Genomic DNA, 13097 nt, shown 5'->3' with positions numbered 1-13097 from the left:
GCCGCAGCGGGCAACCAGGTCGATTGAGCAAGTGTAGTGCCTCCGAAGCCGCATTGCAGATTAGGTGCGCCGCGGCAGTCCACACGGTATGTTTCAGGAATTGACGTGATGCGTTCGCGAGATCGCAGCGACCGTCAGGCGAATGCGCCGCAAGCAGACACCGTGTGAGCGCCGGGAAAAATTACTCGGTTGATTATGCGGTCAGCCGCAATTGGCGTGTCGCTTCAATACTTGCTGCTACCATTAGCCGATTGAATCTCGCATCGACGTCCGCATGTGTCGTGTGCCGGGCGCAAGCTGATCCGTGCTTGAAGCCCGAATGCGGAGCGGAAAATAGGGACATCAACTGAAATGGAACGCGAATTCACCGAATCGACCCCGGCGACCCCTGCGCGAGCGGAGCTATTGTGTTTCCTCGTCGCAGTCGCCGCGGCTTCGTACGCGCTGACCCAGGAGTGGCGCGTCGACCATGTGGTGCAATGCTGTCGCCAATGGCTTTGCAAGAACGACACCAGAATGCGCTGGCTCGAGCGCGTACATATCGGTCAGCTTGCGCTGAAGATCGCGCGCGACGACCTCGAAAGCGCGGGAATCGCGGTGCGCCTCTCTAGCGTGTCGGCCCTCTTCACCGAAGAAATGGAGCTCAACGAAGCGAGCACGATGGTGCAAAGAATGATGACGCTCTGTCACGAGGCGCTTTGAGTTTCGATCATGTGACTGACCGGAAGCAGCCAACAAAAGATGGCGCTTTGAGCATGTTCTGTGGCAAAGTGCGGCCATTTGCGTACGGAGAAGACAATGGCCACGCTGGAAACAATCCAGAGAAAGATTGAACGTTTGCGGGCACAGGCCGAAGAAGCCGCGGCAAAACAGCTCTCGGCAGTGATCGAGCGCATTCGCGGCATCATGGAGAAGCACGATTTGAGCGTCGCCGATGTGGCTGCGCATCTTGGCGAAACGCGTGGCGATGGTCGCAAAGCGCGGCGCGCAGGCAATGTTGCGCGTGCCTCGGGTCAAGGCAAAGTCAAAGGCCAAGGCAAGCTGCCCCCCAAGTATATGAACCCCGCCACCGGTGAAACATGGAGCGGCCACGCGCGGCCGCCGCGATGGATTGCGGGAGTGAAGGACCGCACGCGCTTTCTGATCGACAGCGGCGAGGCTGCTCGCAAGCAGACTGTCAGCGTTCAGGCAAAAGGCAAGCTGCCGCCGAAATACCGCGACCCGAAGACGGGCGCCACCTGGAGCGGCCATGCGCGTCCTCCCGCATGGATCAGGAATGTCAAGGACCGCAGCCAGTATCTGATCTGAGTCGACCGCAGATTCGACCGGCAACGTATAACGAGCCTTGGGGTAGGCCATGCACAGAGTCGCGCTTTTCGTCGTCGTTGCGTCCGTTCTTTTGAGCGGCTGCGAGCGTCGCGCTGAAGATGTGAAGGACTGCAGCGCGGGAAAGGCGCAGCCGGCGATGGATGTCGGTCAGGCCATGTCCGTTCTCGAGGCTGCCGGTTACGAAGTCAAGCGGCCCGACGAGACGGCTGCCGCCGCCGCGGCGGTGGCCGCTTCCCCACCCGCGCCGGCTCGGCAGCAGGTAGTGGAGCAAGCACCCGAGCCTGTGCAAGCGCCGGCGCAAGCCGGAATTCCCGAACCGGTAGGGGCGCGGCATCAGTTCTCACTCCTGTGCAATGCGACCGTGCAAGGCGAGCGCGTATCGCAAAGTCTCGCTATCGACCTCGACGCCGATACGGTCAACGGCACACGTGCCGAGGTGTCCGACACGGAAATCAAATGGACCACGCAGTCGCGCGACCAGTCGGGTACGGCATTCAACGGCGAAACGCATACGCTCAACCGATTGACCGGCGACTACCGTTTCTACGACGAAGCCGCGATCTATTCCGCCTCCGCGCCGATATGGCAATGCGCGCCCGCATCGAAGCGGCTCTTCTGAAGTCCGGCAATGTTCCGCTCGTGTCGCAGGCTGCGCCAGGGTTGAGGGGCGCACACCCGAATCCATACGGCGCCTGGAACACCTGACTATCGCGCTAGCGCTCCGCAGTCGCCACCGCCGTATCGAGCGTGAACGCGAACGTGCCGCCCTTCCCCTCGCGATCGACGAGCGCAATGGCGCTGCCATGCAAGTGCAGAATCTGCTGCACGATCAGCAGGCCCAGTCCGCCCACGCGCTGTGCGCCCCCCACGTTGACGGGCCGCTGAAACAGGCTGTCGCGCAGTTCTGGCGGAATACCCCGGCCTGTGTCGCTAACCGTGACCATGACCTTGCCGTTTGCGGAGGCGAGTTCGACTTCGATCGTTCCACCTTCCGGCGTATGCCGGATCGCGTTGTCGAGCAGATTCGTCATCACGCGCTCGATCATGCCGAGGTCTGCGCAAACGTCGGGCAAACGCGTCGAAATCTGCGCGCGCAGACTGATGCGGCGGGCCTCGGCGGCGAGCTCGAACTTCTCGAACACGTCCTGTAGCAGATCCGCAAGAGAAAACGCTTCGGGCTCAGGCTGGATCTGGCCATGCTCGAGCCGCGCGAGTTCGAATAGCGATTGCGCGAGGCGCCCTACTTTCGCGCTTTGCAGCAGCGCAATGCTCAGATAGCGCCGGCGCTCGGGCTGCGGCAACTGCTCGAACTTCAACGACAGCGCTTCGAGATAACCATGCAGCGACGTCAGCGGCGTGCGCAGGTCGTGCGAGATATTCGCGATCAGTTCGCGACGCTCCTGGTCGCGGTAGGTCAGCTCCCGCCATTGCTGTGCAATCCGGTTCGACATCTGCTGGAAGGCGCGTTCGAGTATCGCGATCTCGCCGTGCGCACGGCCCTGCGCGGACAACAGGCCGAGCGACGACAGCTTGGCCGCGGTGCCGCTTTCATCGCCGGCATCGAAATCGCGCACCGCCTCCGTCAGGCGGCCTAACGGCCGCGTGATCAGGCGAAACGCAATCAGGCCGGCGATCAGGCCGGCCAGCGCGACGAGCGTCATCGACCATAGCGTGGTGCGCAAAACGGCATTTCTTGCGATGCGCGCCGCCCATTTGTCATGCGCTTCGCCAAGCAGCACCACATAGATGTAACCGGCCGTCGCGCCGTTCGCACCGGGCAATGCGGCAGCACTGAACACCTTGCGGCCGGAAACGCTGCGCGGATCGTCGCCGAAAATCGGCAGCGCATCGCCGGCAAGAAAGCGCCGTATCGGGCGCACGTCGACATGATTGCGCTTCACATGGCCAGGCGGCGCATCGTCGCCCCTGATCGCGCCATTTGCATCGAGCAGATACACCTCGACGCTCGGGTTCACCGCCATCAACTGGCTAAACAGCGCGCGCAGCATGTCGGCGCGCGGTCCGCTCCGGTCGATCAGCGGACCGTTTTGCGCGATATGCGATGCGAGATCGCGCGACACGCCCTGAATAACCTGCTGGTCGTGCAGATCGCTCGCGCGAATCTGCAGCCATGCCGAGACCGCACAGCACGCGAGCAGCAATGCGGAAAACACCAGTGACAGGCGCTGCGACAGATTCACGTTCGTGTCCTTTTTCGCGGCACGTTTGGGGCGTTCAGGCGCCGGTCGGGCCGCTGCCGGCCTGCGATGCAGGGTTCGCGTCGAACCGGTATCCACGCCCCCAGACAGTTACGATGCGCACCGGTTCGGTCGGGTCGGCTTCGATCTTCGCGCGCAACCGGTTGATATGCGTGTTGACCGTGTGCTCATAGCCTTCGTGCGAGTAGCCCCATACCGTATTGAGAAGATCCATGCGCGAAAACACTTTTCCGGGGTGGCTCGCGAAGTGGTAAAGCAGATCGAATTCGCGCGGCGTGAGTTCGACACGCCTGCCATCGATGCTGACCTCGCGCGTCAACGGATCGATCGACAGCCCGAACGACGTACGGATGCCGGCCTGGGTGCGCAAGTCTTTCGCCATCGCGTCGACACGGCGCAGCAGCGCTTTGAGCCGCGCGATCAGTTCGAGTACCGAGAATGGCTTTGCAAGGTAATCGTCAGCGCCGAGTTCGAGACCGATGATGCGATGCACTTCGCTCGAACGCGCGCTGATGATGATGATCGGCGTATAGCTCGCCATCGCGCGCGCGCGTTTGCAGATTTCGAGGCCGTCCACGCCCGGCAGCATCAGATCGAGCACGAGCGCATCCCAGCCACCTTGCGACAACATGCGCAGTCCGTCGTCGCCGTTCGCGCAGTGCACGACCTCGTACTGTTCGTCGCGCAAATGCAGACCCAGCACGTTGGCAATATCGACATCGTCTTCGACGATCAGAACGCGCTTCGCTTGAGCCATGGAGATTGAACGGGAACAGTGACGACCGGCGATATTGTGCAGGCTTTCGGCTGCGCAGTTATCACGATAAATTTAACTTTCCGTGAGGACTTCGACACCTGGCAGCCGTTAGTCTCACCACATGTTCGAAACGGCACGGGCGTTCCACACGCGGACGACGGCCCGATCTGTACGGAGGCTGCCTTGAAATACCGTAGACGCGTTCTTCTGGCGGGAACCACCGCGCTTGCGGCGCTCGCCGCGCTCACGCAGTGGCGCGCGCTGGCCGGTGTGCTGCCTGGTGTGCTGCCTGGTGTGCTGCCTGGTGCGGCCGGCGGCACGCCGGCGGTATCGAACGAACCTGCGGCAGCCGACGAAGCCGCCGCCGCCGAACACTTCGACGTCGTGCATACGCAAGCGCAATGGCGCGACCTGCTCACGCCCGCACAATTCGCGGTGCTGCGCGAAGCGGCGACCGAGCGACCGTATTCGAGCCCGCTCAACGATGAACACCGGCCCGGCGTTTTTGCCTGCGCCGGTTGTGCTTTACAACTGTTTTCGTCGCGCACCAAGTTCAATAGCCATACCGGCTGGCCGAGCTTCTATGCACCGCTCGATCATGCCGTAGCCACTCACACCGACCGTTCGTTTCACATGACACGCACCGAAGTTCATTGCAGCCGGTGCGGCGGTCATCTGGGCCATGTGTTCGACGACGGGCCACAACCGACGGGGCTGCGCTATTGCATGAACGGGCTTGCGATGAATTTCATCCCCCGTTCAACCTGAGCGCGGGATGCCTCGTTCACCAGTATCTCCGACTTCGCATCGGGATATTGTTGATTAATTTTCACAAGAATGTCAAAAATAACCGGCCTATTGCCTGTCTGTATAAATGGCGGTTACCGGTTACAACATCGCGCCGCTCAAAGCGGGCGGCGCGCAAGGTGTGGCGAGGCGAACATGTAATGAACGCGTGCGTTCGGGCAGTTCGCTAAAGGCCTCATCAGGAGAGCGCCCGATTCGGCGGACCTGCGCACAGGCCCGCTGCAATCGTATGAACTCCTGGTTAATATCGGCGACCGTACCCGTTGCGGTACGCCAGTCCAACTCAATGGAGAGATGTCAATGTCTGCAAAGAAGACCGCTGTTAGTTCCGCCCTGCTCGCAAGCGCAGTCGCCACCCTGCTCGCAACGGCTGCTCACGCTGCGCCGCTCACCAAGGCTGAAGTCAGCGCGGCAACGGCTGCTCACAAGGAGAAGTGCTTTGGCGTCGCACTGAAAGGACAGAACGACTGCGCGGCAGGTCCCGGTACGACGTGTCAAGGTACGTCGACGATGGACTTCCAGGGCAATTCGTGGAAGTTCACGCCGGCGGGCACGTGCACGGACATCGTGACGCCGGCCGGCAATCACGGCTCGCTGACGCCGATCAAGTCCTGATCGACGGTATCGGACGGGGACTGTGATGAGCGGATCGACTGGCACCCAGGCCATGCGCGCAGACATGCGGCCCCGTCACCCGACGTCGGAGACTGCGGGATGGGTCGGCACGAGCTTCAAGCACGAGCATCTCGCAGCGATTCTGGCCGACGGTGTCAAACATGGATTCTTCGAGGTTCACGCGGAGAATTACATGGGCGCCGGCGGCCCTCCGCATCGCATGCTCGCGGCCATCCGCGAGCATTATCCGCTTTCGATTCATGGTGTATGCATGTCGATCGGCGGCAGCGAGCCGTTGAACCGCGAGCATCTTGCGCGCTTTCGCGACCTCGTCGCACGCTATGAACCCGCGCTCGTGTCCGAACATCTCGCCTGGTCCACGCATGCGGGCAAGTTCTTCAACGACCTGCTTCCGTTGCCGTACACGGAGGACACGCTCGCGCGCGTGTGCCGGCATGTCGACGAAGTGCAGCAGGCGATCGCGCGGCCAATCCTGCTCGAAAACCCATCGACTTATGTCGCCTTTCGATCGGCGACGATGAGCGAAACCGAATTCATCGCGGCAATCGTGCGCCGTACCGGCTGCCGTCTGCTACTCGACGTCAACAACGTATTCGTATCGGCAACGAATCATGGTTACTCCGCATCGGCTTACCTCGATGCGTTCCCGCTCGACCATGTCGACGAGATCCATCTGGCCGGTCACGCCGCGCAGCTCGACGACGAAGACGAGCGTCTGCTGATCGACAGTCACGACGGCCCTGTCGCCGATTCTGTGTGGGCACTCTATGAAAACGTCATCGAGCGCATCGGCCCCACCGCCACGCTTATCGAATGGGACAGCAAGCTCCCCGCGTGGCCCGTGCTACGAGCGCAGGCACTCGCAGCAAGGGAGCTCATGGAACCGCGTCGGATTCCGGTTACGCAGGATCGCTTCGATGACGTCTGAAGACTGCCGCAACATGCGCACAGCGGGGTTTGCAGCGGCCTTCGCGCACGGCCTGACGAACCCCGACGTGCAAGCGCCGCCGGACGTCATGGGCTGCGTGCAGAAAGACACGCGGAAAAACGCAGAAAAAGGCGTTGTGAAGCGCTACAACGTCTATCGCAACAACGTCACGGTCAGCCTGATCGACGCGCTTGCGGCAATCTATCCTGCCGTGCAGCGCATTACCGGTATCGAATTTTTCAGGGCAATGGCGCGGTTTCACATTCGCGCGACGCCTCCGGTCTCGCCTCTGCTGTTCGAATACGGCCGCGACTTTCCCGGCTTTATCGAACAGTACGAATACGCGAAAGCGATGCCGTGGCTTGCGGACGTCGCGCGCATCGAACGCGCGTGGCTCGATGCCTATCATGCGGCCGACCTGCCGGTTCTGCCGATGCGCGTCTTCGAAGGAATCGACCCCACGCAATTGGGCGAACTGCGGTTCACGCCGCATCCGGCCGCGCGCGTCGTGCGTTCCGCTTACGCGGCGGTTGCGATCTTCGCGATGAACCGGCGCGACGGCCCCGACGAACCGCTTGAACTGCTTGAACCGCTCGATGCGGGCACAAGCGAGGATGCGCTCGTGACGCGGCCCGAACACGACGTGATCGTGTCGCGCCTGCCCGACGGCGGCGCGGTGTTCCTGAACGCGCTGATCGCAGGCGAACCGTTGGGCGCCGCGGTCGCGGCGGCCTTCGACGCAGCGCCATCTTTCGATCTCCCGTCCAGTCTGAACGGGATGATCACATCCGGCGTATTGAGCGCCATTCAACGTGGAGATTGAGGACGATGTCCGAACTGGAAAACGCAAAGCCCGCGTTTGCAGCTTGCGTGGCAACGAAGATCGGCCAGGCGAGCGGCCTCGTGCGGCAACTGGCGCGGCCCTGGCTCACGCAACTCGTATTGCGCCTCGCGTTGTCCGTGCCGTTCTGGCGCTCAGGCATTCTCAAGTGGCATGGCTTCCTGCAACTGAACGATACGGCGATCGACCTCTTCACCGATGAGTTCCAGTTGCATCTGCCCGGCGGCCCGTATCCGTTTCCCGCGCCCGCGGTGTTCGCCTTTCTGTCGGCATGCGGCGAGGTCGGCTTTCCGGTGCTGCTGGTGCTCGGCTTCGGTACCCGCTTCGCGGCGCTCGGCCTGCTGCTCATGACCTGCATTATCGAACTGACCGTACCCGACGGCTGGCCCATTCACATCACGTGGGCCGCGATGGCATTGGGCATTGCCGCATGGGGGCCCGGCGCGATCTCGATCGATCATCTGCTGTCGCGCGCGGTGAAGCGTAATTGAGCGGGCGGCGCCGAACGCGCCGTCATGCACGAGCGCTTGCAACGTTCGCGCGCTTCAGTGCCGATGCCTGTGATGCACGTCGGGAAAATGCGCGTGTGAATGCGTGAGCGGCGCATGCACGTGCCTGTGCGAATGCGGTTCGTTGCCTTCGTATGGAAACGCATGCTCATGCCGATGATGCTCGTCGTGCACGTGCCGATGCGTATGCTCGATCCAGTCGTGCGTATGCTCGTGCTCGTGCCGCTCGCGCATATGCAAAACGATGCCGATCGTCATCAGCACGGCGGCGACCCAGAATGCGACATGCGGCCACTCGGGCCATAGCAGCAACGACAACACGACACCGAAAAGCGGCGCAACGGAAAAATAGGCGCCCGTGCGCGCCGTACCAAGATACCGAAGCGCGACGACGAATAGCACGAGACTCACGCCATAACCGACGAGGCCCGTCAGCATCGCTGCGGCTACCGTCGCTGCCGGCGGCCACGATGCGCCGGTCGCGAATGCGATTGCAAGGTTGACCGGGCCCGCGATCAACCCTTTTACACGGGCGATCGCCATCGCATCGTGGGCCGAAACCTTGCGCGTGAGGTTGTTGTCGATCGCCCAACACAGGCACGCGCCGACAATCAGCAGTGCGCCGAACGGGACGGCCGTCTCGCCCGGTTGCCAGGACAGCACCACACCGCCCGCGACGATCGCAACCATGCCGAGAAACACGGGAATATCGACGTTCTCGCGAAACACGACCCACGCGACCACGGCTGTCAATACGCCTTCGAGGTTAAGCAGTAACGCAGTCGTTGCAGCGGGCGTGCTCGAGAGGCCGAGCATCAGCAGCGCGGGTCCCGCGATGCCGCCCGCGGCGATTGCGCCGAGCAGCCACGGCAATTCGGCACGACTAACCGGGCTGATCGAGCCAGCCGAACCGCGCGTTTCGCGACGTCTGTTGCGCGCATCGGAAGGCTTTATCAGCCATCGCGCGACGCCGATCGCCGAGAGCCCGATGCCGCTGCCGAGATAAAAGAGCCCGGCCACCATGAATGGCGACATCGCCCCGAGCAACACTTTCGCCAGTGGCGTGGCCGCACCGAATAATGCAGCGGCGGCAAGCGCAGTCGATATCGCGCCGAATCGTGGGTTCATTGAAAGCGTGCGAGGGAGGTGGCGTACAAAGCGACAGTGTATCGGGCACCACCCGACAGTTCCCCAACAACCTGCCTTTCGCAAGGGTGGAATCGCGATTCAGCCGCCGTGCGCAATGCTCAGCGCTCGCGAAACGCGCGATGCTCAGGAAACCAGACGGGTTCGCCACTTCCCCGATCATCGGTTGCGGGACATGCGCGAGTAAACGCCCCGCATGCCCGCTTCGCAGCATGTACGCATAGCGCATCGCCAACGAACCTTCGAGCTTCAGCGCGTGCGTGCGCCGGCACGCTCGATCAGGCCGCTCAACACGAGACGCAGATCGACGCGCCCTTTGATCGTCTGATGTTCGAAGTCGATCCATCCCGCGTTGAAGCCGTCAAGCATCTGCATACGCGGCAACGGATTGCGCATGCCTTGCGCGCGAAATGCCGCTTCCCACGTGTCGCGCGGCACGGCTTGCGCAATCACGGACCGTCCGAGCAACGCGTCGAGCGTCGCAGCCAGATCGTTCGGCGACACGCGCCCGGGACCTTCGAGTTCGACGACCCGGCGGCCGCTCCAGGTTTGCTGCAGCAGTTGCGCAGCCACGCGCCCGATATCGGCGGTCGCCACCATCGGAATCGCGCGATCAAGCGGTTGCAGATAGCTTGCGATAACGCCCGTTTCCATCGCCGGCCCAATGTCCCAAGCCGTGTTCTCGATAAACCATGCGGCGCGCAGGAACGCAACCGGCATCGGCAACTGACCGAGTTCGCGCTCCATGATCGAAAGTTGCGTCAGCAGGTTTTCTTCGGTCGCGTGCGCACCGACGGTCGAGAGGCACACCACGCGCTGCGGCCGCGCGCATTCGATTGCCTTGCGCAGCGCGGCAATCGTCTGGCGAGCTTCGGGAAATCCGGGCGACGGATCGAAAACCGGCGGTAGCAGAACGAAGACCGCTTCGGCGCCGCTGAATGCGCGCTCGAGCGCGGGCGCGTCATCCATCGCGGCTACGGCGACTTCGCAGCCCGCGCGTTGCCATTCTTGTGCCTTGTCGCGGTTGCGTACGACCGCGCGAACGTCTTTTCCAGCAGCGAGCAATGCGCGGGCGGTGACGCCGCCCACTTGCCCGGTAATTCCGGTGATCGCATACATTTCACTTTCCTCAGGTTATGCAGCGCAAACTGCGTTGAAACCCATTCTGGTGAAATGCCGGTCATTACGCGATAGCATGACGGTCATTTGATTCATGACCGCGCGGCATGATTCGTTCGCATGCCATAAGCCGCAGCGGATCGAAGCGCCGTGGCAAGATAGACGCGTCGGCACCTGCGAGGCGCTCCGATGCAGACGAACCGCACGGACTTCTCCGATCCCGGACGTCCGGTCCTGCGAATAAGACGGCGCCCGGCACACATTCGAGTATTCGGCTGGAATGCGCGCCGGATGCATCTCGGCACTGCGAATCTGCAGCGGCATGCCGTCGAGCAGGAAATGCTCACCATCGATCGAAAACGAAAAGTTCGGCATACGGTCCACCCGATGGCGGTTGTGTCCTTGTCAAACGAATCCACACTGATTCGAACCGATTCAAACCGGCTCGAACGCATTCAGGCGATTTCGCGCCGCTATACTTGCCTGCGCGTGCCTGCGCGTGCCTGCGCGTGCCTGAGCGCTTGCCTGAGCGCCGCGTTCGCACGTTTCGTCCAGAGCGGATCGGAATAAGCAAGCGTGCTCCAGTGTTTTTTGGACACACGCGGTCCATTCGCGCACGGCGCACGCACACGACTACTCGAACGCGTACGCCATTCAGTCTCGGAGGAGCACACGCCATGTCGGAACTCATTCATCGAACGGTCAACGCGAACGGCATCAACATTCACGTGGTCGAACAGGGAGACGGCCCGGCCGTGCTGCTCTGCCATGGCTTTCCCGAGAGCTGGTACTCGTGGCGTCATCAGATTCCGGTGCTTGCAGAAGAAGGCTTTCGCGCGATCGCGGTCGATATGCGCGGTTACGGGCGCACCGATCGCCCGCATGAGATCGAGCAATACACGATGCTGCATCTGGTCGGCGATATGGTCGGCGTGCTCGATGCGCTCGATGTCGGCAAGGCCGTGATCGTCGGGCACGACTGGGGTGCGCCGGTCGCCTGGCACGCGGCGCTGCTGCGTCCGGACCGTTTCTCCGGCGTCGTCGCGCTGAGCGTACCGTTCCGGCCGCGCGCCAAGGTTCATCCATCGACGCGATTTCCGCGCACCGATGACGAGATGTTCTACCAGCTCTATTTCCAGCAGCCGGGCGTCGCCGAAGCGGACCTCGAACGCGACGTGCGCCGCTTCGTGCGCAATATGCTCTACTCGTTGAGCGGCGACAGACAGGCGACGCGCCGCGACGATGGCGGCTCGCACCGTTTCGGCATGGTGCCGCGCAATGGCGGGATGGCGGCGGCGCTGCCCGACGCGCCCGCGCTGCCCGCGTGGCTCACCGACGAAGACATCGACTATTACGCCGAGCAGTTCGCGCATACGGGCTTTCGCGGCGGGTTGAACTGGTACAGGAACATCGACCGCAATCAGGAGCTGCTCGCGCCTTTCGACGGCCTGCAGATCACGGTGCCGGCCCTCTACATCGCAGGCGAGCGCGACCTCGTCCTGCATTTCGACGGCATGAGCGAAGTGCTCGCGACGCTCGCGCAACGCGTGCCGCTGCTGCGTCGCTCGCTGATTCTGTCCGGTTGTGGTCATTGGACGCAGCAGGAGCGACCGCGCGAGGTGAACGCGGCCTTGATCGAATTCCTCGACGAACTCGGCTGACGGCTGCGTTCGCAGCGGCTTCGTACCGAACGCCGTGTGCGGAAGCGTCGGGCGCCGGCTTCCGTACCGTTCCCCCTATGACGCCCAAATCAAGGAGGTTTGCGATGCCGCTCGTGACGGTCAAAGGAATCGAGGGCGTATTTACGCCCGAACAGAAACGTCAGTTGATTAAAAGACTGACCGATGTGATGGTGGAATTCGAGGGCGAACGGCTGCGGCCCATCACGTGGGTCATTATCGAGGACGTGAAACCGGGCGACTGGGGCATTGGCGGCAATGCACTCGGCCTTGACGAAGTGCGCGCGGTTCAATCGGGCGCCGTCGCCGTCACGGATGCGATCGGCGCCACGTGATGCCCTTGATCCGCGTTGCGCCTAAATGATCAGCCGTGAAATCTTCGAACCTTCGAGCGACACGCCGGCCATCAGGCCGGCGTTCGTCATGACGATTGCCTCGATCGGGCTCGTCGCCGTCGACGTGTCGATATTGCCGTTCGCGCCGATCTTCACGAGCGCGACGGTCGCATCGACGCCGGCGGCCCAGCCCTGACTGCGGACGAATTCGTCGAGCGCATTCTTCGTCATGAACAGCAGCACCACCGCTTTCGATTGCGCGCCGATCTGCAACCCGAACGAAGCGGCCGTGATGCTGTAATAGCCGCTCGTTTGCGGGCCCACACGCAACGCGCCTTGCCCATACTGGCCGCCGAACCAGAAGCCGGCCGCAATCACGCGCGGAAACACGAGCATTCCGACGGACAGCGCGACGAGTTCGCGCGAGCCTTGCACGGTTTCATAGAGGCGCGTCATCGTTGCGTCGACGTCCGCATCGATGGTGCGGCGTCTGCCGGCGTTGGCCTGCGGCGAAGCATCCGACGATGGCGGCGTGGTCGTGCACGCGGCGAGCGCAAGCGCGCCCGACGCGGCCAGCACGGGGGTAACGGCGATAAATCGGCGACGGTGCATGCGCGCTTTCCTCCTCAAGACACGGTTCACGAAGTCCGCGAGTTCTGCTGATTTTTCTAAAGCTTCGCGGGGCCTTGTGTCTAATGACCTCTGCATGACACGCAGGGTTCAAATTACCGTGCACGTTACTTGAAGCGCGTCGCCGAAAGCAAGTCTTACCGTGCTTCGGGTTGTTGTAAT

Annotated in this window: 16 protein-coding genes; 11 read left to right on the top strand and 5 right to left on the bottom strand. The window is 62.5% G+C overall.

The genetic code is table 11. The features are described 5' to 3' along the window. Positions 1-351 precede the first annotated feature (351 nt). The 3 genes from BTO02_RS11255 (at position 352) to BTO02_RS11245 (ending at position 1948) form a co-directional block, all read left to right on the top strand. Entirely contained in the window at positions 352-702 is a 351-nt protein-coding gene (locus BTO02_RS11255; RefSeq protein WP_075157105.1) for a hypothetical protein, read from the top strand. A gap of 96 nt (positions 703-798) precedes the next feature. Further along, complete coding sequence (locus BTO02_RS11250; protein WP_075157104.1) at positions 799-1308, top strand: H-NS family nucleoid-associated regulatory protein; 510 nt, start codon at positions 799-801, stop codon at positions 1306-1308. Positions 1309-1483: 175 nt separating this feature from the next. Continuing rightward, positions 1484-1948 carry a hypothetical protein gene (locus tag BTO02_RS11245; RefSeq protein WP_156883803.1) on the top strand — a complete coding sequence of 155 codons (465 nt, stop codon included), beginning with the start codon at positions 1484-1486 and terminating at the stop codon, positions 1946-1948. A 94-nt stretch (positions 1949-2042) separates the two neighbouring features. Here BTO02_RS11245 and BTO02_RS11240 read toward each other — a convergent pair whose 3' ends face one another. Together BTO02_RS11240 and BTO02_RS11235 are read right to left on the bottom strand one after the other, a co-directional pair. Next, positions 2043-3530, bottom strand: a complete 1488-nt coding sequence (locus BTO02_RS11240; RefSeq protein WP_075158787.1) for a sensor histidine kinase — start codon at positions 3528-3530, stop codon at positions 2043-2045. Between the two features lie 34 nt (positions 3531-3564). Then, complete coding sequence (locus tag BTO02_RS11235; RefSeq protein WP_075157102.1) at positions 3565-4305, bottom strand: response regulator transcription factor; 741 nt, start codon at positions 4303-4305, stop codon at positions 3565-3567. A gap of 183 nt (positions 4306-4488) precedes the next feature. Between BTO02_RS11235 and msrB the strand changes: the two genes are divergently transcribed. The 5 genes from msrB (at position 4489) to BTO02_RS11210 (ending at position 8008) form a co-directional block, all read left to right on the top strand. Continuing rightward, positions 4489-5073: a peptide-methionine (R)-S-oxide reductase MsrB gene (gene msrB, locus BTO02_RS11230; protein ID WP_075157101.1), complete on the top strand. Its 585-nt coding sequence runs from the start codon at positions 4489-4491 to the stop codon at positions 5071-5073. 339 nt (positions 5074-5412) lie between these two features. Continuing rightward, positions 5413-5727: a BufA1 family periplasmic bufferin-type metallophore gene (locus tag BTO02_RS11225; protein ID WP_075157100.1), complete on the top strand. Its 315-nt coding sequence runs from the start codon at positions 5413-5415 to the stop codon at positions 5725-5727. Between the two features lie 52 nt (positions 5728-5779). Then, a complete protein-coding gene (gene bufB, locus BTO02_RS11220; protein ID WP_075157099.1) occupies positions 5780-6676 on the top strand; it encodes an MNIO family bufferin maturase in 897 nt (298 codons plus the stop codon). Beyond that, on the top strand, positions 6666-7499 hold the full coding sequence (locus tag BTO02_RS11215; RefSeq protein ID WP_442953398.1) for an HvfC/BufC N-terminal domain-containing protein: 834 nt from the start codon (positions 6666-6668) through the stop codon (positions 7497-7499). The genes bufB and BTO02_RS11215 overlap by 11 nt, the downstream gene beginning before the upstream one ends. 5 nt (positions 7500-7504) lie before the next feature. After that, on the top strand, positions 7505-8008 hold the full coding sequence (locus BTO02_RS11210) for a DoxX family protein (RefSeq protein ID WP_075157098.1): 504 nt from the start codon (positions 7505-7507) through the stop codon (positions 8006-8008). 54 nt (positions 8009-8062) lie between these two features. Here the strand turns inward: BTO02_RS11210 and BTO02_RS11205 are convergent, their stop codons facing one another. Beyond that, positions 8063-9154 (bottom strand): DMT family transporter, encoded by a 1092-nt coding sequence (locus BTO02_RS11205; protein ID WP_075157097.1) that lies wholly within the window; start codon positions 9152-9154, stop codon positions 8063-8065. A gap of 267 nt (positions 9155-9421) precedes the next feature. Beyond that, the gene (locus tag BTO02_RS11200) at positions 9422-10291 is read right to left on the bottom strand and encodes an NmrA family NAD(P)-binding protein (protein WP_075157096.1); all 870 of its coding nucleotides are present in this window, start codon (positions 10289-10291) and stop codon (positions 9422-9424) included. 189 nt (positions 10292-10480) lie between these two features. On the opposite strand from BTO02_RS11200, the gene BTO02_RS34755 reads away from it, so the two are divergent. The 3 genes from BTO02_RS34755 to BTO02_RS11180 all read left to right on the top strand — a co-directional run bounded on the left by BTO02_RS34755 (position 10481) and on the right by BTO02_RS11180 (position 12305). After that, a complete protein-coding gene (locus BTO02_RS34755) occupies positions 10481-10861 on the top strand; it encodes a hypothetical protein (RefSeq protein WP_198039132.1) in 381 nt (126 codons plus the stop codon). Between the two features lie 107 nt (positions 10862-10968). Beyond that, a complete protein-coding gene (locus BTO02_RS11185) occupies positions 10969-11952 on the top strand; it encodes an alpha/beta fold hydrolase (protein WP_075157093.1) in 984 nt (327 codons plus the stop codon). Between the two features lie 104 nt (positions 11953-12056). Then, positions 12057-12305 carry a tautomerase family protein gene (locus BTO02_RS11180; protein WP_075157092.1) on the top strand — a complete coding sequence of 83 codons (249 nt, stop codon included), beginning with the start codon at positions 12057-12059 and terminating at the stop codon, positions 12303-12305. Between the two features lie 21 nt (positions 12306-12326). On the opposite strand, the gene BTO02_RS11175 is transcribed toward BTO02_RS11180, so the two are convergent. Then, positions 12327-12917 (bottom strand): BPSL1445 family SYLF domain-containing lipoprotein, encoded by a 591-nt coding sequence (locus BTO02_RS11175; protein ID WP_075157091.1) that lies wholly within the window; start codon positions 12915-12917, stop codon positions 12327-12329. Positions 12918-13097 lie beyond the last annotated feature (180 nt).

Origin of the sequence: Paraburkholderia sp. SOS3 (assembly GCF_001922345.1) — a bacterium.
Classification (GTDB): Bacteria; Pseudomonadota; Gammaproteobacteria; order Burkholderiales; family Burkholderiaceae; genus Paraburkholderia.
The sequence above is the reverse complement of the archived record's forward strand: the minus strand, read 5'-3'. Positions and strand labels throughout refer to the sequence as shown.